Origin of the sequence: Caballeronia insecticola (assembly GCF_000402035.1) — a bacterium.
Lineage (GTDB): Bacteria > Pseudomonadota > Gammaproteobacteria > Burkholderiales > Burkholderiaceae > Caballeronia > Caballeronia insecticola.
On sequence record NC_021287.1, the window covers coordinates 2,901,246 to 2,921,031 of the forward strand.

At 63.6% G+C, this 19,786-nt stretch carries 18 protein-coding genes; 6 read left to right on the forward strand and 12 right to left on the reverse strand.

Going from position 1 to position 19,786, the window contains the following annotated elements:
• Positions 1-101: 101 nt before the first annotated feature.
• Entirely contained in the window at positions 102-638 is a 537-nt protein-coding gene (locus tag BRPE64_RS13475; protein WP_016346678.1) for a class IV adenylate cyclase, read from the forward strand.
• Here the strand turns inward: BRPE64_RS13475 and BRPE64_RS13480 are convergent.
• Together BRPE64_RS13480 and BRPE64_RS13485 are read right to left on the reverse strand one after the other, a co-directional pair.
• Positions 614-1,099, reverse strand: a complete 486-nt coding sequence (locus BRPE64_RS13480) for an Lrp/AsnC family transcriptional regulator (protein ID WP_016346679.1) — start codon at positions 1,097-1,099, stop codon at positions 614-616. The two genes, BRPE64_RS13475 and BRPE64_RS13480, sit on opposite strands and share 25 nt — an antisense overlap.
• Before the next feature lie 248 nt (positions 1,100-1,347).
• Positions 1,348-1,578: a DUF3717 domain-containing protein gene (locus tag BRPE64_RS13485; protein WP_016346680.1), complete on the reverse strand. Its 231-nt coding sequence runs from the start codon at positions 1,576-1,578 to the stop codon at positions 1,348-1,350.
• Between the two features lie 182 nt (positions 1,579-1,760).
• On the opposite strand from BRPE64_RS13485, the gene BRPE64_RS13490 reads away from it, so the two are divergent.
• Both BRPE64_RS13490 and BRPE64_RS13495 read left to right on the forward strand, forming a co-directional pair.
• Complete coding sequence (locus tag BRPE64_RS13490) at positions 1,761-2,447, forward strand: response regulator transcription factor (protein ID WP_008352418.1); 687 nt, start codon at positions 1,761-1,763, stop codon at positions 2,445-2,447.
• Positions 2,448-2,539: 92 nt separating this feature from the next.
• Entirely contained in the window at positions 2,540-3,994 is a 1,455-nt protein-coding gene (locus BRPE64_RS13495; protein ID WP_044042200.1) for a sensor histidine kinase, read from the forward strand.
• Positions 3,995-4,049: 55 nt separating this feature from the next.
• Here the strand turns inward: BRPE64_RS13495 and BRPE64_RS13500 are convergent, their stop codons facing one another.
• The 4 genes from BRPE64_RS13500 to BRPE64_RS13515 all read right to left on the reverse strand — a co-directional run bounded on the left by BRPE64_RS13500 (position 4,050) and on the right by BRPE64_RS13515 (position 7,413).
• Positions 4,050-4,502 carry an SET domain-containing protein gene (locus tag BRPE64_RS13500; protein WP_044042201.1) on the reverse strand — a complete coding sequence of 151 codons (453 nt, stop codon included), beginning with the start codon at positions 4,500-4,502 and terminating at the stop codon, positions 4,050-4,052.
• 151 nt (positions 4,503-4,653) lie between these two features.
• A complete protein-coding gene (locus tag BRPE64_RS13505) occupies positions 4,654-5,766 on the reverse strand; it encodes an NADH:flavin oxidoreductase/NADH oxidase (RefSeq protein WP_016346684.1) in 1,113 nt (370 codons plus the stop codon).
• A 127-nt stretch (positions 5,767-5,893) separates the two neighbouring features.
• The gene (locus BRPE64_RS13510; protein ID WP_016346685.1) at positions 5,894-6,616 is read right to left on the reverse strand and encodes a glutamine amidotransferase; all 723 of its coding nucleotides are present in this window, start codon (positions 6,614-6,616) and stop codon (positions 5,894-5,896) included.
• A 152-nt stretch (positions 6,617-6,768) separates the two neighbouring features.
• Positions 6,769-7,413 carry a MarR family winged helix-turn-helix transcriptional regulator gene (locus BRPE64_RS13515; RefSeq protein ID WP_044041785.1) on the reverse strand — a complete coding sequence of 215 codons (645 nt, stop codon included), beginning with the start codon at positions 7,411-7,413 and terminating at the stop codon, positions 6,769-6,771.
• 442 nt (positions 7,414-7,855) lie between these two features.
• Here BRPE64_RS13515 and BRPE64_RS32850 point away from each other — a divergent pair, with 442 nt between their 5' ends.
• Positions 7,856-8,164 (forward strand): hypothetical protein, encoded by a 309-nt coding sequence (locus BRPE64_RS32850; protein ID WP_144063354.1) that lies wholly within the window; start codon positions 7,856-7,858, stop codon positions 8,162-8,164.
• 8 nt (positions 8,165-8,172) lie between these two features.
• On the opposite strand, the gene BRPE64_RS13520 is transcribed toward BRPE64_RS32850, so the two are convergent.
• The 4 genes from BRPE64_RS13520 to BRPE64_RS13535 all read right to left on the reverse strand — a co-directional run bounded on the left by BRPE64_RS13520 (position 8,173) and on the right by BRPE64_RS13535 (position 14,266).
• The gene (locus BRPE64_RS13520) at positions 8,173-9,285 is read right to left on the reverse strand and encodes a YbdK family carboxylate-amine ligase (RefSeq protein ID WP_016346687.1); all 1,113 of its coding nucleotides are present in this window, start codon (positions 9,283-9,285) and stop codon (positions 8,173-8,175) included.
• A 41-nt stretch (positions 9,286-9,326) separates the two neighbouring features.
• Positions 9,327-10,529: a cation:proton antiporter gene (locus BRPE64_RS13525; protein ID WP_016346688.1), complete on the reverse strand. Its 1,203-nt coding sequence runs from the start codon at positions 10,527-10,529 to the stop codon at positions 9,327-9,329.
• Between the two features lie 829 nt (positions 10,530-11,358).
• Positions 11,359-13,206 carry a bifunctional tRNA (5-methylaminomethyl-2-thiouridine)(34)-methyltransferase MnmD/FAD-dependent 5-carboxymethylaminomethyl-2-thiouridine(34) oxidoreductase MnmC gene (gene mnmC, locus BRPE64_RS13530; RefSeq protein WP_016346690.1) on the reverse strand — a complete coding sequence of 616 codons (1,848 nt, stop codon included), beginning with the start codon at positions 13,204-13,206 and terminating at the stop codon, positions 11,359-11,361.
• Positions 13,207-13,231: 25 nt separating this feature from the next.
• The gene (locus tag BRPE64_RS13535) at positions 13,232-14,266 is read right to left on the reverse strand and encodes a VTT domain-containing protein (protein ID WP_044041787.1); all 1,035 of its coding nucleotides are present in this window, start codon (positions 14,264-14,266) and stop codon (positions 13,232-13,234) included.
• 297 nt (positions 14,267-14,563) lie between these two features.
• Between BRPE64_RS13535 and BRPE64_RS13540 the strand changes: the two genes are divergently transcribed.
• Positions 14,564-14,842, forward strand: coding sequence for an HU family DNA-binding protein (locus tag BRPE64_RS13540; RefSeq protein ID WP_008352404.1), 279 nt, complete (start codon positions 14,564-14,566; stop codon positions 14,840-14,842).
• Positions 14,843-14,944: 102 nt separating this feature from the next.
• On the opposite strand, the gene BRPE64_RS13545 is transcribed toward BRPE64_RS13540, so the two are convergent.
• Positions 14,945-16,213, reverse strand: a complete 1,269-nt coding sequence (locus BRPE64_RS13545) for a GTP-binding protein (protein WP_016346692.1) — start codon at positions 16,211-16,213, stop codon at positions 14,945-14,947.
• Positions 16,214-16,373: 160 nt separating this feature from the next.
• Positions 16,374-16,817 (reverse strand): lytic transglycosylase domain-containing protein, encoded by a 444-nt coding sequence (locus tag BRPE64_RS13550; protein WP_044041788.1) that lies wholly within the window; start codon positions 16,815-16,817, stop codon positions 16,374-16,376.
• 598 nt (positions 16,818-17,415) lie between these two features.
• Between BRPE64_RS13550 and gspD the strand changes: the two genes are divergently transcribed.
• A complete protein-coding gene (gene gspD / locus BRPE64_RS13555; protein WP_016346695.1) occupies positions 17,416-19,776 on the forward strand; it encodes a type II secretion system secretin GspD in 2,361 nt (786 codons plus the stop codon).
• Positions 19,777-19,786 lie beyond the last annotated feature (10 nt).

The following is a 19,786-nucleotide window of genomic DNA, read 5'->3' on the forward strand; positions in this document are numbered from 1 at the left end:
AAATGCCGAGCGCGTTCGCAGGGACTTTCAAGCGCGCTTCATCGATTGTTTGCTAGGCTGAGCCCTCGCCGATCCATCCAACCCTTGTTCGAGGAGTCTTCATGGCACGCAACATCGAAATCAAGGCGCGCGCGCATCAGTTCGAGCAATTGCGCGAACGCGCGGCCGCGCTCGCCACCGACGCGCCGCTGGTGTTCCGCCAGCAAGATTTCTTCTACGACGTGCCCACCGGACGCCTGAAGTTGCGCCAGTTCGACGACGGCACGCCCTCCGAGCTGATCTTCTATCAGCGCGACGACCGCGACGGTCCGAAAGTCTCCTACTACTCGCGCAGCCCGGTAACCAATCCCGAAGCGATGCACGCGCTGCTCGCGCAGGCGCTGACGACGCGCGGCATCGTGTCGAAGGAACGTCACGTGTATCTGGTCGGACGCACGCGGATTCATCTGGACCGCGTGGACGGCCTGGGCGATTTCATCGAACTGGAAGTGCTGCTCGGCCAGGACGACGACGAAGCCGGCGGCGAACAGGAAGCCCACGCGATGTTCACGCGACTGGGCGTGGGCGAAGCGGACCTGGTGCCGCTCGCGTATGTCGATTTGCTGAATCCGTCTCAGGAAGCGTCGGCTGCCAGATGAGTGAGCGGCAGCGGACCGTTGCGCTTGAATGTCGTGAGCACGATGTTCGAGCGCACGCTGTCCACGCCCGGCACGCGCATCAGCTTCTTCATGACGAAGCCTGACAGCGCGTTCAGATCCGGCGCCACGATGCGCAGCAGATAGTCGGCGTCGCCCACCGTCGCGTGGCATTCGAGCACTTCGGGCAGCATTTCGATCTGCTGCTGGAACTGCTCGATGATCGAATCGCCGTGATGCTTGAGCTTCAGACTTGTGAACGCCGTGACGCCCAGGCCCAGCTTTTCGGGCCGCAAAACCACCCGATATCCTTCGATCACCCCTGCCGTTTCCAGCCGTTGGAGACGCCGACCGATCTGCGACGGCGAGAGCGGCACCTGCTCGCCCAATTGTTGATGCGTGGCCCGGCCGAAGCGCTGAAGCACGTCGATTAAGGCGAGGTCGAAATGATCGAGATCGAGCATGAGGCGGATTCGCGCAGAAACGAGAGTAGATGCGACTTTATCGCATTGACGCGCGCCCGCTCACATACCCCTTGCGTGAAAAGGCCGTTTCGCGCAAGGTTTAACGAAAGCTTACAGCGGCAAACAAGGTAACGTCCGTGTTACGAACAATGACAATGCCGAAAGCCGAAAATCGGGCAAATCCGGCTGAAAACAATCACCTGGAAGCAATTGCGAAGCAAAAAGAAAGGATGATGACGGCTTTTCTTTCAGCCGCGAATGCCGTTTTTGAAACGTTCGTAAGCTTCCCACGCGGCACGCGCGTCGTCGTCCAGTTGCTCGGGTAGAAGGACTGACTGACGCTGTACAATCAGCAGCGCATAGGGCCTGGACAGCGCGCTTGCCTCCTTGCAGAGGCGGAGTTCGTCGCCGCTGGACGGCGAGCGGCCGCGCCAGTAGTTGATCGCGGCTTCGAGTTCGTTGATCGGAATGACGGCCATGTCCGGGCAGAAAGACATTCGGTGTACGGCCGCTCGCGTCTGTTTCGGAAACGGTCGAGCACGCCGTGTGAAAAGTAAGTATTAACCGGCTCGAGCCCGCCGCCGCGTCGCGCATCTGGTGTGTCACCATAGAAGCGCCGCCCCGCCGGCCCGAGTTCAACCCATTGTACTTGAGCGACTCCATGCGAATCCTTCTGATCGAAGACGACCGCCCCATCGCGCGCGGCATTCAAAGCAGCCTCGAACAATCCGGCTTCACGGTCGACATGGTGCACGACGGCATCTTTGCCGAGCAGGCGCTCGCGCAGAATCGCCACGAGCTCGTCATTCTCGATCTCGGCTTGCCCGGCATCGACGGCATGACGCTGCTCTCGCGCTTCCGCCAGGGCAATCGGCACACGCCGGTGATCATCCTCACCGCGCGCGACGAACTGCACGATCGCGTGCAGGGCCTGAACAGCGGCGCCGACGACTACATGCTGAAGCCCTTCGAGCCGCAGGAGCTTGAAGCGCGCATCCGCGCCGTGATGCGCCGCAGCGGCCCGCACGGCGACGTGCCGCGCCCCGAAGTGTCGCTCGGCGGCCTGCGTCTGTCGGGTGTCGATCGCCGCATCTTCAACGACGAACGTCCGCTCGAACTCTCGCCGCGCGAATTCGCCGTACTCGAGATGCTGTTGCTGCGCCACGGCCGCGTCGTGAGCAAGGCGCAATTGCAGGATCACCTGACGCACTTCGGCGGCGATCTCGGCGATACGGCCATCGAAGTCTACGTGCATCGCGTGCGTAAAAAGCTGGAAAACACGCGCGTCGAAATCGTTACGGTGCGCGGCTTCGGCTATCTGCTTCAGGAGATTCGCCAGGCGGCGTGACGTTGTCGCGCCTGCCGCCGCGATAAGACGCCTTGCGATTTCCCACCCGGCGCGCGGGCGACCAGCGTTTCGCCCGCGAAGACTGGCTCGATCTGGCGCGATCGAAAGCCGCCCCAACCCCGGCCCCGCCGAGCCTGCGCCGCACGCTGCTGCGCCGGCTCGCCGCGCCGCTGTCCCTGCTCGCGCTGATGAGCGGCCTCATGGCGTACTGGCTCGCGTGGCAATACACGCAGCACGTCGTCGACCGCTCGCTCGCGGATCTCGCCACCGCCATCTCCAAGCAGATCCAGCTCGCGGGCGTCGATGCCCCCGTGACCGTGCCGCCGCTCGCGCAGGCGATGTTCTCCGATCCCGTCGAGCAGCTCATCTACCGCATCAGCACCGGCGACGAGGAAATCGCCGGCGAGCCCGGACTGCCGCTCACCGGCAGCAACGTGCGGCGCATCCACTACGCGTATGTCTTCGAGACGCACTTTCAGGGCGTCTCCGTGCGCGCGGCTCAGGTTCGCGTGCCGCAGCCGACCGGCAATCCGATCGTCGTGGAAGTGGCGCAGCGCGTCGGCTCGCGTTACCGCATCGCGGTGGAGTTTCTGATCGCGATCATGATGCCGCTCGCGCTGCTGCTGCTCGCCGGCTGGGTGATCGTGTGGCGCGTCGTGAATCAGCAGCTGAACCCGCTCACCGATCTCGCCGACGCGCTCAACCAGCAGACGCACATCTCGCTCGAACCCGTCGATGAAACGTATGTGCCGGGCGAAATCCGTCCGCTCACGAGCGCGATGAACGCCCTGCTCGTGCGCCTGCAGACGGCGCTCGATGCGCAACGCAAATTCATCGCCGATGCCGCGCATCAGTTGCGCACGCCGTTGACCGCCGTGAAGCTGCACGCCGAGCAGGCGCTCAGTTCACGCGACCCCGCGAAGGCCATCGAAGCGGTGAAGGAATTGCGTGCGTCGGCCGACCGCGCGGTGCGTCTGTCGAATCAGTTGCTTTCGCTTGCGCGCGCGGAGCCGGGCGAGCAGGTCGCGCGTTTCGCCGATTTCGACTTCGCCGCGCTCGCCTTCGAAACCGGCGCGGAGTGGGTGCCGCGCGCGCTCGCCGCGCATGTCGATCTCGGCTTTCAGCGCCTCGACGATCCCGAGAATGAGCATCCCCTGATCGTGCGCGGCAATATCGTGCTTACGCGCGAAGTGATCGCAAACCTGATCGACAACGCGCTCAAGTACGTTCCGCCGTCGCGCGTCGACGGGGCGCGCATCACGTTGACGGTCACCGAATGGCGCGATGCCGATTACCGCCGCTTCGGCGAAGTCGTCGTGGAAGACAACGGGCCGGGTGTGCCGCCCGATCAGCAACCGGATCTCTTCAAGCGCTTCTTCCGCGGCGACGGCCAGAGCGTCGAAGGCGGCGCGGGACTCGGTCTCGCGATCGTGCACGATATCGTCGTGCTGCACGGCGGCAGCGTGCATTACGAGGACGCGCCCGAAGGCGGCGCGCGCTTCATCGTGCGCATGCCGTTGAAGGAAGAGAAACACGCCTCGCAATGAAAAGAGCCACGGGTGCAATGCAGCCGTGGCTCTTTTTCAACGCCGCTCGGGCGACTTACTTCTTCTTCAAAGCGAGCATGGTTCCGCGGCACTTCTTCGCGCCGCAGCGGCACTCGTATTCCTTCTTGAGCTTTTTCGTGATGCGACCTTCGATCACGAGCCCGTAGTCGTAATTCAACTCTTCTTCCGGCTCGATATCGCGCAGCGCGTGGATGAACACGCGGCCTTCGACTTCCTCGGCTTCGCAGTTCGGCGCGCACGAGTGGTTGATGTACTTCGCGCTGTTGCCCTCGAGCTTGCCGTCGATCACGCGGCCGTCGTCGAGTGCGAAGTAGAACGTGTGATTGGGCTCGTCGGGATTGTGCGGATGGCGGCGCAACGCTTCCTTCCACGAGATGCGCTCGCCCTTGTATTCCATCACCTTCTCGCCCGCGGCGATGTGCTTCGTGGCAAACACGCCTTTGCCGTGCACGCCGGAGCGGCGAACGGTGACCCTGCGTGAACTCATCGAATGAATCCTTAAATAACGCTTCGCTCCCGCGCGATCGGGATGAACATCGGGATGAAAAAAAACGCGGTGGCTTCGATGCCGCCGCGTTCGCTCGGTCGGGCGCTGCCGCCCGACACACCGGTATCCTACACTCCCGCATCGATGCTGATCAACGTTGCCCGATCGTGATCTCACCGAACAGGTTCTTCTGCTCGCGCGGTTGCGAGCGCCAGTATTGCGGCGGCGCCGTGACGGTCGCGCCGAGTTCGGCGGCCGCGTGCCACGGCCAGCGCGGATCGTAGAGCATGGCGCGCGCCATCGCAACGAAATCCGCCTTGCCGCTCGCGACGATTTCTTCCGCTTCCGCAGCCTCCGTGATCAGGCCGACCGCAACGGTGTTCACGCCCGTCGCTTCCTTCACGGCCTGCGCGAACGGCACCTGATATCCCGACGACAACGGAATCTTCTGCAACGGCGATACGCCGCCCGAGGACACATCGACCCAGTCGACGCCGCGCTTTTTCAGCTCACCCGCGAACGCGATCGTGTCCTCGATGCCCCAGCCGCCTTCGATCCAATCCGTCGCGGAGACGCGCACGCCGACCGGCTTGTCGGCGGGAAACGCGGCGCGCACGGCATCGAAGATTTCGAGCGGATAACGCATGCGATTCTCGCGCGAACCGCCGTATTCGTCGGTGCGCTGATTGGCGAGCGGCGACAGGAACTGATGCAGCAGATAGCCATGCGCGCAATGTACTTCGATGCCGTCGATACCCAGCCGCGCCGCGCGCTTCGCCGACGCGACGAAGGCTTCTTTCACGCGCATGAGGCCGGCGGTATCGAGCGCGAGCGGCGGCGTTTCTTCCGGCTTATGCGGAATGGCCGACGGCGCGAAGGTCATCCAGCCGCCATCGGCGACGGAGATCAGCTGGCCGCCTTCCCACGGCTTGCGGCTCGATGCCTTGCGGCCCGCGTGCGACAGTTGCATCGTCACGGCGATCTTCGAATACTGGCGAATCGCCGCGAGCACGGGGCGCAGCGCCGCTTCGGTCGCGTCGTCCCACAGGCCGAGATCGCCGGGCGTGATGCGTCCGTCCGGCTCGACGGAAGTCGCCTCGATGAACAGCATGCCCGCGCCGGACAACGCGAGCTGGCCCAGATGGATCATGTGCCACGCCGTGGCCTCGCCGCGCTCGGCGGAGTACTGGCACATCGGCGAGACGAAAATGCGATTCGGAAGCTGAAGGCTGCGTAGGGTTGCGGGGGTGAAGAGCGCGCTCATGTCGGGATCTCGCTGCTGGAAAAGGTGCGATCGAGAATAGCACCGGGGTTTTTTCCATGCAGGAACGCCGGCCGTGGTCCGCGCGACGTGTCAAACGCGATGCGTCATACCATCACACATCAATTCATCAGCGTTCGCCGGATGCGAAGCGGTCGAGCCATTCGCCGAACATCGCGCGGGCGGCGCGTTCGAGCCCGGCGCCGTGCCGTGCGGTTTCCTTGCGCAATTGCGCGACCGTCTGACCGCTGCGCGCGATATCGCCCGGATAGGTCACAAGCCAGCTCTCGAAGCGCTCGGTCAGCACTTCCGGATGGCACTGCAGCGCGAGCACATGTTCGCCCCAGGTGAACGCCTGATGCGCGCACTTTTGCGTCGATGCGAGCAGCGTCGCGCCCTCGGGGAGATCGAAGGTATCGCCGTGCCAGTGGAAAACGGGAACGGGCGCGCCGTCGGCTTCGAGATGGCGCAGCGCGGACGCGCGCCCCGCGTCGGTCAGCGTGAGCGGCGCCCAGCCGAGTTCGAGTTCGCCCGACGAATACACGCGCGCACCGAGCGCCCGCGCGATCAGCTGCGAGCCCAGACAAATGCCGATGGTCGGCAGGCCCGCCGCGATGCGCTTCTCCAGCATGGAAAGCAGCGGCGCGAGATGCGGATAGTGCGCATCTTCGTATGCGCCGATCGGCCCGCCGAGCACGACGAGCAACGACGGATCGAGCGGATTGGGCGCATCGATGCGACCGCGCCCGACATCCAGATAGCGCACCAGATGGCCGCGATCGCCGAGCACGTGTTCGAGACTGCCCAGATCTTCGAAATAGACGTGGCGAATGGCCAGGACTTCATGTTTCATCGGCGGCTTTCCGTAGTTCGAATGCGCATTGCTCGGTCAGAATGAGCGACGAGCCGCGCCTCGCGGTGAGGCGCGACGGGCACAGTCTAACCGACTCGCCGCGGCCTCACAGCGTGGATGCCGCCGAATGGTCCGCCCTCTCTGCCTGAAATTCAGGCGATCTGGGCGAAGACCTTCCAGCTCTTCTTCTGCGTGGCGACGTCGGCTTCTTCGTATACCGAACAGTCGAGTCGCAAGTCAGTGTCCGCCATGTCGATCTGCAAGAGCGCGCAATGATGCGGCGCTTTCTTCGGATTCTTGCTGATTTCGAAATGCGAGCAGGAAAGGCACATGCGATGCGCCGGAATCTGCTGCTGCGATTCGAGCTGACGGATGGTCTTGAGCAGCGTGCGATAGAACGCCGCCTGCTCGTCCTCGCGCAGCGTGCCGACCGCCTTCGCGAGGAAGTCCGGCCATTGCAGCGCCTTCTTCGCCGCCGTTCGGCCTCGGCCTGTCAGCCGCACCGCGAGCGCGCGGCCGTCGTCGAGGGCGCGACGCTTTTCGACCAGACCTTTGCCTTCGAGCGTGCTCACCGCATCGCTCGTCGTGGCGGCGGTCAACGCCGTTTCACGCGCGATCTCGCCGAGCCGCAACGGCCCCTTGCGCTGCATCAGCAGTACGAGAATTTCACCCTGGGTCGGCGTGAGCCCCGCGCCCTCCGCCCATTCCCATGCCTGGCTGCGCATCGCGGTGCTCAGCCGCAGCAGGCCGTGGGTCACCCGCCCCGTCGCCCGCTCTCCGTAAACGCCTTCACTCATAGTCTTTCGCTTGTAGTTCCGCTTATGGGTTTAACGGCACGTTCGCGCGAACCGCCGCGAACACCGGTCCGAAACGCCGCCGCAAGAAGTACTCCGAACCCTTCGCAGCCTGCAGTTCCAGCCCGGTCCCCGCCGTCTCAAAATTCAGGCGTGCCAAGCCATATGGCATTCCTGAATGGGGACGTTGCAACACTCTTCGTTATGCGCCTTCTTTTGAACCGGCTTTTTGGTCCGGCTTCGTGGCGCTGTTTTCCTGCCGACTATCACGCTACGACGGCAGTTTCGTCATTCTAAGCGACATAGAACAAACGTACACCTTAATTATCCACGCAAAACTGTGGATAACCCGAGGGGAAAGCGCGTGGCTGTCATGTTCAAACGCTTGCTAATTCCGTGTGCTAGTCAGGCGCTTTCGCATTGCTAAAAGTTCCTGCCTCGATGGATGCATAAGCTGAATGGCTATCGCTCACCAAAGTGCTTGCCCAGAGCACTCACCCAAAGCATTGACTTTGCATCGCTTTTTGCGATCCGCCATAGCGGAAGCCGCACATTGCCGGCGACGATTACTTCGGTATGCGGACTCATCGAAGCAAACTTTGGACGCGCCGGATTGATTCATTTCAAACGTTGGCGCAAACGCTTTATTCCCGCCGCGCCTGATGCACGTATTTCATACGGACTAAAAAAAAAGCTGCTTCGATTTTCATCCAAGCAGCCTTTCGTCTTAGTTCGACGCCAATTGGCGACGTAAGCGCAGTGTTATTGGCGCCACTGCAGGCACTGCTGCCTGACCGCCTCGTGCAGCGACTTTTCCTTGTCGAAGACGCCGCGCAGCCAGGTTGCATCGTTCATGCCGCGCGCGATATCCGCGACCTGCGCGAGCGCCGCCTGCGATCCGAGCGCTTCGGCGTGCGGCGCGAGCACGTCGAGCGTGGCGAGAATGTCTTCGCCGATCGTGCGCCGCTCGCCCGTCTGCGGATGAATACACATGCCTTCCAGCCCGAAGCGGCACGCCTCGAAGCGGTTGAACGTGTAGACGAGGTAATCGTCTTCGGCCGGCATGAGCGGCTTGTCGAGCAGCAGATAACGCGAAAGCGTCTGGATATAGCAGGCGATCGCGGCCGCGCGATCGACCGACAGCGGCGTGTCCATCACGCGGACTTCGATAGTCCCGAAGCCGGGCTTCGGCCGGATATCCCAGTAGAAGTCCTTCATGCTGTTCACGACGCCCGTGTTCACCATCTTCGAGAAATACTCCTCGAAGCTGTCCCAGGTCAGCACGAACGGCGCGCGGCCCGACAGCGGAAACGCGAACACCGAGTTCAGACGCGCCGAGTGAAAGCCCGTATCGACGCCCTGAATGTACGGCGACGAAGCCGAAAGCGCGATGAAATGCGGGATATAGCGCGACATCGAGTGCAGCAGGAAGAGCGCGCTGTTCGGATCGGGACAACCGATATGCACGTGCTGGCCGAACACCGTGAACTGCTTCGCGAGATAGCCGTACAGCTCGGAGATGTACTGAAAGCGCGGTGCGTCATATATTTGCCGGTCGCTCCATTGCTGGAACGCGTGCGTGCCGCCGCCGGCGAGACCGACATTCAGCTGATCCGCCGCCGCGACGAGCGTGTCGCGGATCGTGCGCAGATCGGTCACGGCCTGCTCGTGCGTCGTGCAGATGCCGGTCGACAGCTCGATCATGCTTTCGGTGATTTCCGGCGTGATGTTGCCCGGAATCTTTTCGTCCTTGATGAGACGCATGAGGTCCGACGCCGCGCGCGTCAGATCGTAGTCGTGCGTATTGACGACCTGGATCTCCAGCTCGACGCCGAATGTGAACGGTTCGGAGTTGATGAAAGGTTCGAGTGCCATGGCGCCTCTTGAATGATCAATGCCTGAGCGGTCGGGGCGCGCTATTCGCGCCGCTCGCCCACCGCCGACAGGCTACGGTACACGACGAACGGCGTCACGATTTGCAGCACGACGATCGAACACATGATGATCGCGCGCAGCGTCGGATCGTAGTCGGGATAGAGCACGTACATGTCGTCGACGAGCAGATACGCCAGCGCCGACATCGGCGTGAGGGAAAGGCCGAGCGCCGCGCCCTGCTTCCAGTCGAGCCCGCTCGGCTTCGCGAAAATCAGCACGCCGGCGAGCTTGCCGACGAAACGCGCAACAATCAGCCCGAGCGCCGCCACGCCGCCGAGCACGATATCGCTCCAGCGGAACGACGTGAGCGTCAGCGCAAACAGAATGACGGTGAGCAGCCATCCGGCGGAGCCGAAGTGCGATGGCCACAACTGCGGCCGTTCGTCGGCGTTCTTCACGATGATGCCGGCGGCGAGCAGCGCGAGAATCGTCGAGAGCTTGAAGATATGCGCGACCGCGATCGCCAGCAGCACGAGTCCGAACAGCGCGACGAACGAGTGCTCGTCGTTGGTGGGCAGGCGTCGCACGAGCAGGTTGCAGGCGCGCGCGAGCAGGAACGCCAGCACGAGCGAGCCGATCAGCAGATACAGCGGCTGCAGGATTGTCGCGAGCGTGTTGCCGTAGATTTCCTGATGCAGCACGCCGGCCGCGAGTTTCTCGACGATCACCGCATACATGCTGTTGAGCGCGGTCAGCGTCAGCAGCCGCTGCGTCACCTGGCCTTCGGAGCGCAACTCCGTCTTCAATTGAATGACCATCGCGGGCGACGTGGCCATCGCGATGGCGGCGATCACAACCGAGGGCATCGTCGGCACTTTGGCCAGCATCAGCGCGATGAGCACGAGGCCGAAGGTGAGCGTCGACTCGGCGATGCTCGACAGAATCAGATACGGATTGCGGCGGATCCAGCGCAAGTCGAGCCGGCTGCCGAGTTCGAAGAGCAGCAGGCCGAGCGCGACATCGAGCAGCGGCCGGGACAGACCGCCCGCGCTGGAGTCGATCACGCCCAGGCCCGCGTTGCCCGCGATCAGCCCGATCACGGCGTAACCGGTGATGCGCGGCAGGCGCCAGGCGCGCCACAGCAGCTCTCCGGCAAGTCCCGCCGCGACAAGCGCGAGACCTGCCCACAGAATGGCGTCGGCTTCGAGCGGCCAGGCGGGCAGAAATGAAAATGCCGAATTCATCGTGTTGGCTTCTCCTTCGATGCTGCTAGCTACGGGTGCAGGTTCCGTTGCGTGACGTCGCGTATGCCGCGCGACGCCCGCAGGCGATGCGCATCCGCCCGCTCAGACAGGCGTTGGTTCATTCAGGCGAAACGAAATGCGAACGAACACGGCGGCGTCACGGTCGGGCCGTGCACGAATTAGACGACGCATCCGGCTGGCGGCGAAGCGCTTCGCGTGCTGCCAATGTCGCACCGGATCCGGCGGATCCATGTGACAAAGACGATGCATGCAACGCTCGCTCGACGGCCGAGCCGGACACAGCAAACGACGATGCGGCTTCGTTGATCAGATTCTTGGCGCGCACCCATCGTTCCATTGAAGCGGTCGCCGTCGGAACGGCGCGACGCAGGAAGAAGCGCGATTGTGCCATACCTCGATGCCCCTGACAGAAAGTCCAAGATCCTGATTCTTATGAAGTAAAAGCGACTGGCATGTTCGTGGCGAACTGGCAAGGCTGACCGGTTGGTTCATTTTCAATCCGACGGTTTTCCGCAGGTTTTCGCAGCCGGTGGCCTCGCCGTCAGGTGTTTACAGGTTTACTGTATATACATGTAGTAGTAGTTAACAAGCACGCGCCGAAACTGTGGATAACATCGATTTTGTCTTTCCATTCAAGTAATTGGATAAAGCAAAAGCGGGTCGTGAACATGTTCGTCCCGCGCGGTTAACCCGGAACAACTTTGGCGACGTTTACGCCGCGCATCGAGTTGTCCCGTTTACGTGCACAACACGTTCACAGGCCATTCGCTCGCAATTCGACGCGTTATCCACAACTCGCCGTGGACAACTACGCCGCCCCGATTTCGCCGTGCCGCAATGCGCGTAGCAAAAATCGCGCAGGGTCGATTGCATCGATCAGGTCGCGTTCGAGCGGCCACGGCTCGCCTTCTATTTGCGATGAGATCAGTTCGGCCGCGAGCGTCGCCCAGATCAGACCGCGCGAGCCGAATGCAAATGCGCCGAAGAGGCCTTCCATGCGCGGCAGATCGAGCGGCCACGCGCCCGATAGCCGATGCGCATCGCGGCGTGCGGCGGCTTCGTCGGCGAGCTGGCCGATCATGGGCATGCGGTCGCTCGTCACGCAGCGGAACGCGACGCGCCCCGTGCGAACCTCGTCGGGCGTCAGCGAAAGGTCGGGCAGCATGCCGGAAAGACGCGCCATGTTTTCCACGTGACCTGCGTCGCGAATCTCGCTGCCGGTGTCGTCGATGTCGTAAGTCGCGCCGATGAGCGTGCCGCGCGCGCCCATCGGCACCGCATAGCCTTCGCCGATCACCGGGACGCGCAGCGCGGCGAGCGCGGGCGCATCGAGCATGCTGAGCTGGCCGCGCACGATACGCGTCGGCTGGCCGTACAGGCCCGCGAGCCGCGCGGCATCGTGCGCGTTGGCGAGCACCATGACCGGCGCGCTCGCGATCTCGGCGCCGTGTGCATCGAAGGCTTGCCAGAGCTGGCCATCGTGCGCGATGCGCGCCACTTCGGTTTGCATGTGCGTCGCGATGTGCTCGGAAGCGTCCGCAAGCTGCGCCGCGCACAACGCCGCCGGCGAGATGGCGCCGCCGTGCGGAAAGAACCAGCCGCCACGCGCGAACTCGACACCCGCCATCGCCGATGCTTCGGCGCGCGTCACCGGCTGCACGTAGTCGCGCGGATACCCGAAGCGCTCGATGGCGACGGCGAGCGCGCGGGCGTCGTCGGGCGTATCGGCGATCTGCAGCAAGCCGGCATCGCTTCGATGCAAGTCGTGTCCTGCCGCTTCGAGCGCGCGCCAGCGATGCAGCGCATCGAGAAAGCCTGCGCGCGTGAGACGTGCGGCGATGCTGTCGTCGCGCCAGACGATCGGATGAAACACGCCTGCCGGATTGCCCGATGCATCGCGCGCGGGCAACGCGTGGCGATCGATCAGCGTCACGCGCCAGCCTCGGGCGGCTAGGCGCGCACTCAGCGCGCAACCCGCGAGACCCGCACCGATCACGATGGCTTCGCGCGCTCGCGCTTCACAAGCGCGCGGTGGTTCATGGCGGCGCACGCGCCAGCGCGGCGCGAAACGCGCGCTCATTGTGTCGGGTGATGCATCGGGCGCGGCGGCGTTCGTCGTGACTTCGAAGCCGGACGATTCGAGCGCGCGTTGCACCGGCGCGCGCATGTGTTCGCGCGCGCGGATGCTGACCGTCGCGCCGTCGCCCGCGAAACGCGCGAGCGCCTTGCATAGTTTGCGCGGATCGTCGGTTGGATCCGCGTGCGTCATGTCGATTCGAAAGGCATCTGCGCGCAGCCATAGGCTCGACAGCAACGCGTGCGCATCGTCGCCGACGGCGAGCGTGAGCACGACGCGGCCCGTATCGAATTCGAGCCGATGCACGCCGGGCACGCGCATCGGCCAGGCGCGCGCGAGTTCATCGGCGAGCGGCGACGCATGGTTCGATGGCGCTTCGCCCAATCGTTCGAGCGGCGCAATCGCGACGACATGCAGACGCTCGCAGCGGTCATCGTCGTCGTCGTCGTCATCGCGCCAGAGTTGCCAGAGAGCGAGAAACGCGCTGGCCGTGAAGTGCGTATCGACGAACGTAAAGACGCGCTTGTGCCGCCAGCGCGCGGGAAGATCGTGTGGCTCGAGCAGCAGAGATTCGGTCATTCAATAGGAAGGATAAGCCGCGAAATCATGCGGACGACGACTTCGCGACGGCCTGCGCCGCGGCGTTCGCAGTGCCGATAATCAGCGGGTCGAGCGCGTGGCCGGCGGCGCGCCAGGCGGCGAGTCCGCCGACGAGCGGCGCGACATCGGTGAAGCCGTGCGCGTTGAGTTCGCGGGCGGCAAGCGCGGCCGATACTTCGTTCGGACAGTCGCAATACGTGACGAGCTTGCGATCGCGCGCGATTCCCACAAGCCGGGACGCGATATCTTCATCGAGAAGCAGCGCGCCGGGAATCGCGAACGGGTCCATTGCACGGCGCTCGGGACGACGCACGTCGATGACGAGCGGCGGCGGCGGCGCGCCCGCGAGCAGCGCACGCAGCGTCGCGATATCGATGCGCGCCATGCGCAGCCTGCGCAACAGCGCGACGCGCTGCCACCAGCGCACCGCCAGATAGAGCGCGAGCGCAATGAGCGCGACCGCGATCACGCCGCGTCCGAGCCAGTCGAGCCAGGCGAGCGCCGTATCGACGAGATCGGCGAAGACCGCGCCGAACGCAACGCCGACGCCGGACCACAGCAGCGCACCGAGCAAGTCGTAGAAGAGAAAGCTGCCGAAGCCGATGCCGGTCGCGCCGGCGACGGGAATCGCGAGCGTCGAGAGCCCCGGTATGAACTTCGACACCGCGAGGATACGCACGCCGAAGCGTGTGAAGAAGCCGGCGCTACGGTTCACGCAGGTATCGCGCGAGATCGAGAGCTTGCACATGAAGGCGAGAATGCGGCTGCCATAGCGGCGCCCGAGCCAGAACCAGAGCGTGTCGCCGATGAGCGCGGCCACGCTCGCCGTTATGACGATAGCGACGAGCGGCCCGAATGCAGCGGACGGGAAGAACGAAGTCAACGCGGCAAACGAACCCGGAACGATGCTTGCGGAGACCGTGATCGCGCCCGTCAAAACCAATGTGGGCAAGGCTGGGAGCGGTAAGCCAAGGCATTCGAGGAGAACGTTGGCAAAAACCAACGGCAGCCCGTAATCGATGATGAGCTCGCGTAGCATGGATCGGACCCAGTTGTTCGATGCCAAAAAACCGGCCGGGAGCCCCAAAAATATAAGGGTAAATCTTTGAAACCCTTATCCTGATTGGGTTTGCGCTGCGCTATCATACCAAGCGCCGCGTGTAGAGGCGGCGTGGAGGCGAAGATGTGGAGCAACGCCGTTGAAGTGGCGTAACAGAGCGCCGGTTCGTCGGGCGGCCGCGCCAGAAGGCCGTCCCTACTCGACTGCACGGCTTGCGCACGTATAATCGGCGCGTTCGCGCTGTTCGTGTCAACCTAAACTGATAAAGGAACCTTAATGAACAAACAGGAATTGATCGACGCCGTAGCCGCTCAGACCGGCGCCAGCAAGGCTCAAACCGGCGAAACGCTGGACACGTTGCTCGAAGTGATCAAGAAGGCTGTCTCGAAAGGTGACGCAGTGCAGTTGATCGGCTTCGGCAGCTTCGGTTCGGGAAAGCGCGCAGCGCGCACCGGCCGCAACCCGAAGACCGGCGAGTCCATCAAGATTCCGGCCGCAAAGACGGTCAAGTTCACGGCTGGCAAGGCATTCAAGGACGCAGTGAACAAGCGGTAAGTGACTACCGATTGTCAGATTGTCAGGCTACCGAGGTAGCCCGTTGTACATGACCCGCCTCTGGCGGGTTTTTTTTCGCCCGCGCGCGACGGATCAGGCGAGTCAATGCCGATGGTCTTCGCAATCGCAATCGGGACCGTGGTCATGATCGTGGTCGTCGTCATGATCATGGTCGTGTTCTTCCACGTCCCATGCGGGGAACGGATCGGCCAGATGCGTCCACGCGTCTGCTCCGAGCGCCCATTCGTCGTCGTTCAACAGGCATGCATCGAACTTGTTCTGCCATAGCGCGGAGTCGAGGTTCAGTCCGATCAGCACCAGCTCCTGACGCCGGTCGCCGATGCTGTTGTCGTCCGGATCGCCGTACCATTCCGCGACGATCTCCGCTTCGAGCTCGGGATCGTCGGTCGGCCATTCGCTGCGATCCTGCGCCGCCCACCACACGCCCGCCGGACCATGCCGGCACGTGCCGCCCGCCTGCGACAACGAGCCGCCGACTTCGCTTCTCGTCGCGAGCCAGAAGAAGCCCTTTGCACGCAGCACGCCCGGCCACTCCTGATGCAGCAGGTTCCACAGACGTTCGGGATGAAACGGCCGGCGCGCGCGATACACGACATGCCCGACACCGTTCGCATCCGCTGCGTCGGCCGGCGGCGCGTCGCCGTTGAGGATCGCGAGCCAGCCGGGCGCGCTTGCGGTCGCATCGAAATCGAAGCGGCCGGTGTTCAGCATGGCCTCGGCCGGCACGTTGCCCGCCTGCGCGTTCAACTGAAGCGCGCGCGGATTGAGACCGTGCAGGATGCGCGCGATCTGCGCGAGTTCATCGGCGGCGACGAGATCGGTCTTGTTGATCACGATGACATCGCAGAACTCGATCTGCTCGACGAGCGTTTCGACGACGGTCTTGCCGTCCGCGTCGTCGTGAACGTGCAGGCCGCGTTCCGCCAGCGAATCGGACGATGCGTAGTCGCGCATGAAATTCGCGGCATCGATCACGGTGACGAAGGTATCGAGATGCGCGCGGCCGGCGAGCGTGGCGTCGTCGTCATCGCCGAAAGCGAGATGCTCGGCGATCGTCATCGGGTCCGTGATGCCCGATGACTCGACCACGAGCGCATCGAATTGCTGCTGTTCGGCAAGCCATGTGATCGCGCTTTCGAGCGCTTCCATCGATGCCTCGTTCAAGCTCAGCATCATGCAGCCGTTAGGCAGCGAAACCGTGTCCCGCTCGGCGCCCGATGCAGCGGGGCCGTACGTCACGGCGCCGATGCGCACGCCTTGCGTGTTGGCGAGCAAGGCATCGACGAGTGTGGTTTTACCCGCGCCGGCGAATCCCGACAGCACGGTGATGGGCAGTGGCGATTGGTTCATTGCAGTGGGCGTGAGGAAGGCGCAAGCGCGCGAGCGCGAACCCGCGCGGCCGAAGCGGCTATGCGGCGGCGCGGGTCATCGAATGTGGAATTGTGCATCAAATGCGCCGGGTGGCGCGTGCGGACAACAGATGCAACAGATACAAGCAGATTTGGCAGGCTCAGCGCGTGGCCTGAACCAGTTTCCAGCGGCGCAGAATCTCGATGATCTTTGCCGAGTACTGGTCGCGTAGCGCCGGCGTTTCGGAATGGTAAGCACCGACGGCCTGCCAAGAATTGCCGTACTTGTTCATTTTTTGGCGCAGATGCCAGGCGGCGACGTATACGCTCTTGCACGGCTCCATCAGCGTGCCGCTCGAAATGCCGTACTGCGAGAGCGTGTTCAGATGGATCGAGTTGATCTGCATCAGCCCGTAGTCGATCGAGCCGTTGGCGTTCTTGTTGATGGCGTCCGGCTTGTTGTGCGATTCCTGCCAGGCGATTGCGCGCAGGATGAGGGGATTGACCTTCTGGTACTTCGCTGCTTCGTCGAAGCAGTCTGCATGTGCGGAGGCGGCGCCCAACAGGGGCACGCAGATCGCAACTGATTGCAGGATTCTCTTCATCTTCTTTCTACTCCATCCGCCCACGCGGAACGTCGAGCCGCCGCCGCGGCAACGTTCGCCAGCGACGACACATAAACGTCCGCGGCCAGGCGCCATCGGGAAAACCCACCCGTTTTACAGCCGCCCGGAATGCGGAACCGACCGTATCATACCGGCTGACGTTTCAGACCATAAGTTGGCTATCAGACATACGTCGATGTGAACGCATGACGCACTGCCGGACAGAAGTGTGCCAGACGAGCCATCGGAGCTGTTCTAAACGTATGAATAATAAGAGTTCTGGACGGGTTACAATTCGGCTCCCGCGTACATCGACCGACCCTGGGAACGCACCCGGTTACGGTCTATCGGCAAGTTTTTTGAAAGCTTGAGAGCGCTGGAAATGTACTGACCGAAGCGGCGCAGGCTAACCTGATCCGGAACGAATTGGCACAAATTCGTTACACAAAGCTGCTATCGTCACGTTTTTTTAAATGACCGCAGGGGGCGCGCACGGCGTGCCGGACTGCGGTTGGCGGCGCTCTCGGCTTTCGAGCGATGCTGCCTCAGCCGGCCCCAATGAACCGGCTTTGACATCACATCCATGAGAAGACAACCTATGGCACTGCGTCGCATGGCGACGACACTGCTGGCGGCGGGACTTATCGTCGCGCAAGCCGCGCACGCGCAAGTGACGTTGAATTTCGTCAACGCGGACATCGATCAGGTCGCCAAGGCGATCGGCGCCGCCACCGGCAAAACCATCATCGTCGATCCCCGCGTCAAGGGGCAGCTCAACCTCGTCTCGGAAAATTCGGTTCCCGAGGATCAGGCGCTGAAGACGCTGCAGTCGTCGCTGCGCATGCAGGGCTTCGCGCTCGTGCAGGATCACGGCGTCCTGAAGGTCGTGCCCGAAGCCGACGCCAAGCTGCAGGGCGTGCCGACCTATGTCGGCAATGCGCCGTCCGCGCGCGGCGATCAGGTGATCACGCAGGTCTTTCAGCTGCACAACGAATCGGCGAACAACCTTCTGCCGGTGCTGCGCCCGCTGATCTCGCCGAACAACACGATCGCGGCCTACCCGGCGAACAACACGCTCGTCGTCACCGATTACGCCGACAACGTGCGCCGTATTGCAGGCATCATCGCGGGCGTCGATACCGCGGCGGGCCGCGAAGTCGATCTCGTGCCGCTGAAGAACGCGAACGCCATCGACGTTGCCGAGCAGATGAACAAGCTGCTCGATCCCGGCACGATCGGCAGCACGGACGCGACGCTCAAGGTGACCGTCACGCCCGACGCGCGCACCAACTCGCTGATGTTCCGCGCGTCCAGCAGTGCGCGCCTCGCCGCGGCGAAGGCGCTCGCGAAGAAGCTCGACGCGCCCACGCTGCAGCCCGGCAACATGCACGTCGTGGCGTTGCGCAACGCCGACGCGACGCGCCTCGCCAAGACGCTGCGCGCCATGCTCGGCAAGGGCGGCGGCTCGGACAACAGCTCGAGTTCCAACTCGAATTCGTTCGGACAAAGCGGCGGCGGCCTCGGCAATTCGTCGACGTCCACCGGCACGGCCGGCATGCCGCCGCTGCCGGGCGGTCTCGGCAGCAGTTCGGGCAGCGGCAACAACCCGCTCGGCGGCGGCGGCACCGGCAATCGCGATGCGAGCTTCTCGTCGAACAAGGACAACGACTCCGGCAGCGACCAGGGCGGCGGCATGATTCAGGCGGATTCGGCGACGAACTCGCTCATCGTCACCGCGCCCGAACCGGTCTATCGCAACCTGCGCTCGGTGATCGACCAGCTCGACGCCCGCCGCGCGCAGGTGTACATCGAAGCGCTGATCGTGGAACTCTCCGCGACGAGCGGCGCGAACCTCGGCATTCAGTGGCAGGGCCTGCTGCTGTCGAACGGCGGCAACAACGCGATCTACGGCAGTTCGAGCTTCGGCAGCGGCAATAGCAACATTGTCGATCTGACCTTGCAGGGCAACGCGATCGCGCAGAATCCGTCGGCCATCACGTCGACGGCGGGTCTGCTCGCGCCCGGCCTGAACATCGGCCTCCTGCACCGCTTCGGCAATCTGTTCGGTCTGGGCGGCCTGTTGCAGGCGCTGTCGACATCGGCGGATGCGAACATTCTCTCCACGCCGAATCTCATCACGCTCGACAACGAGGAAGCGAAGATCGTCGTCGGCCAGAACGTGCCGGTCGTGACGGGTTCCTACGCGACGCCGACCGCGAATGCCGCGACCTCGGTCACCGCGTTCAACACGTTCGACCGCCGCGACGTCGGCGTGACGCTGCACGTGAAGCCGCAGATCACGGACGGCGGCGTGCTCAAGATGCAGATCTATCAGGAAGATTCGAGCGTCGATGCCAGCACGAAGACCGATCCCGGCGGCGTGACGATCAACACGCGCTCGGTGCAGTCCACCATCCTGGCGGACGACGGCGAGATCGTCGTGCTGGGCGGCCTGATGCAGGACCAGTACAACAATAACAACAACAAGATTCCGCTGCTGGGCGACATCCCGTTCATCGGCGGCCTGTTCCGCAGCGAAAGCAAGACGCGCACGAAGACCAACCTGATGGTGTTCCTGCGCCCGGTGATCGTGCGCGATCAGGCGACGGCCTCGCAGATCACCAACACGCGCTACGACTATCTGCGCCAGCAGCAATACGGCTCGACCACGGACAACCGCATCGTCAAGGACCAGAACGTGCCGGTGATGCCGCCGAAGCCGCTCGGCCCGAGCGAAGGCGGCGGTGCGCCCGCGCAGAATCTGCTCGACTGGAGCGATACGACGCGCGGCCCCGGCCCGAGCACGACGCTGCCGCAGAATCCCGACGCAGGTCCCCTGCCCCAACCGACGCAGCGCGCGCCGCAGAGCACCTACCCGGCGCCCGCGAACGGCGCGACCAACGCGATGCCGGGCAACACTGCGACCAACGGCAACATGCAGCCGGGAGCGCGGCCGTGAACACGCTGAG

Excerpts from the sequence above, each read along its gene's own strand:
- BRPE64_RS13480 (WP_016346679.1), bottom strand. The coding sequence starts at position 1,099 with ATGCTCGATCTCGATCATTTCGACCTCGCCTTAATCGACGTGCTTCAG.
- BRPE64_RS13505 (WP_016346684.1), bottom strand. The coding sequence starts at position 5,766 with ATGAGCGCGCTCTTCACCCCCGCAACCCTACGCAGCCTTCAGCTTCCG.
- BRPE64_RS13540 (WP_008352404.1), top strand. The coding sequence starts at position 14,564 with ATGAACAAACAGGAATTGATCGACGCCGTAGCCGCTCAGACCGGCGCC.
- BRPE64_RS13525 (WP_016346688.1), bottom strand. The coding sequence starts at position 10,529 with ATGAATTCGGCATTTTCATTTCTGCCCGCCTGGCCGCTCGAAGCCGAC.
- BRPE64_RS32850 (WP_144063354.1), top strand. The coding sequence starts at position 7,856 with ATGCATAAGCTGAATGGCTATCGCTCACCAAAGTGCTTGCCCAGAGCA.
- gspD (WP_016346695.1), top strand. The coding sequence starts at position 17,416 with ATGGCACTGCGTCGCATGGCGACGACACTGCTGGCGGCGGGACTTATC.
- BRPE64_RS13520 (WP_016346687.1), bottom strand. The coding sequence starts at position 9,285 with ATGGCACTCGAACCTTTCATCAACTCCGAACCGTTCACATTCGGCGTC.
- BRPE64_RS13550 (WP_044041788.1), bottom strand. The coding sequence starts at position 16,817 with ATGAAGAGAATCCTGCAATCAGTTGCGATCTGCGTGCCCCTGTTGGGC.
- BRPE64_RS13485 (WP_016346680.1), bottom strand. The coding sequence starts at position 1,578 with ATGGCCGTCATTCCGATCAACGAACTCGAAGCCGCGATCAACTACTGG.
- BRPE64_RS13535 (WP_044041787.1), bottom strand. The coding sequence starts at position 14,266 with ATGCTACGCGAGCTCATCATCGATTACGGGCTGCCGTTGGTTTTTGCC.
- BRPE64_RS13515 (WP_044041785.1), bottom strand. The coding sequence starts at position 7,413 with ATGAGTGAAGGCGTTTACGGAGAGCGGGCGACGGGGCGGGTGACCCAC.
- mnmC (WP_016346690.1), bottom strand. The coding sequence starts at position 13,206 with ATGACCGAATCTCTGCTGCTCGAGCCACACGATCTTCCCGCGCGCTGG.
- BRPE64_RS13545 (WP_016346692.1), bottom strand. The coding sequence starts at position 16,213 with ATGAACCAATCGCCACTGCCCATCACCGTGCTGTCGGGATTCGCCGGC.
- BRPE64_RS13475 (WP_016346678.1), top strand. The coding sequence starts at position 102 with ATGGCACGCAACATCGAAATCAAGGCGCGCGCGCATCAGTTCGAGCAA.
- BRPE64_RS13500 (WP_044042201.1), bottom strand. The coding sequence starts at position 4,502 with ATGAGTTCACGCAGGGTCACCGTTCGCCGCTCCGGCGTGCACGGCAAA.
- BRPE64_RS13490 (WP_008352418.1), top strand. The coding sequence starts at position 1,761 with ATGCGAATCCTTCTGATCGAAGACGACCGCCCCATCGCGCGCGGCATT.
- BRPE64_RS13510 (WP_016346685.1), bottom strand. The coding sequence starts at position 6,616 with ATGAAACATGAAGTCCTGGCCATTCGCCACGTCTATTTCGAAGATCTG.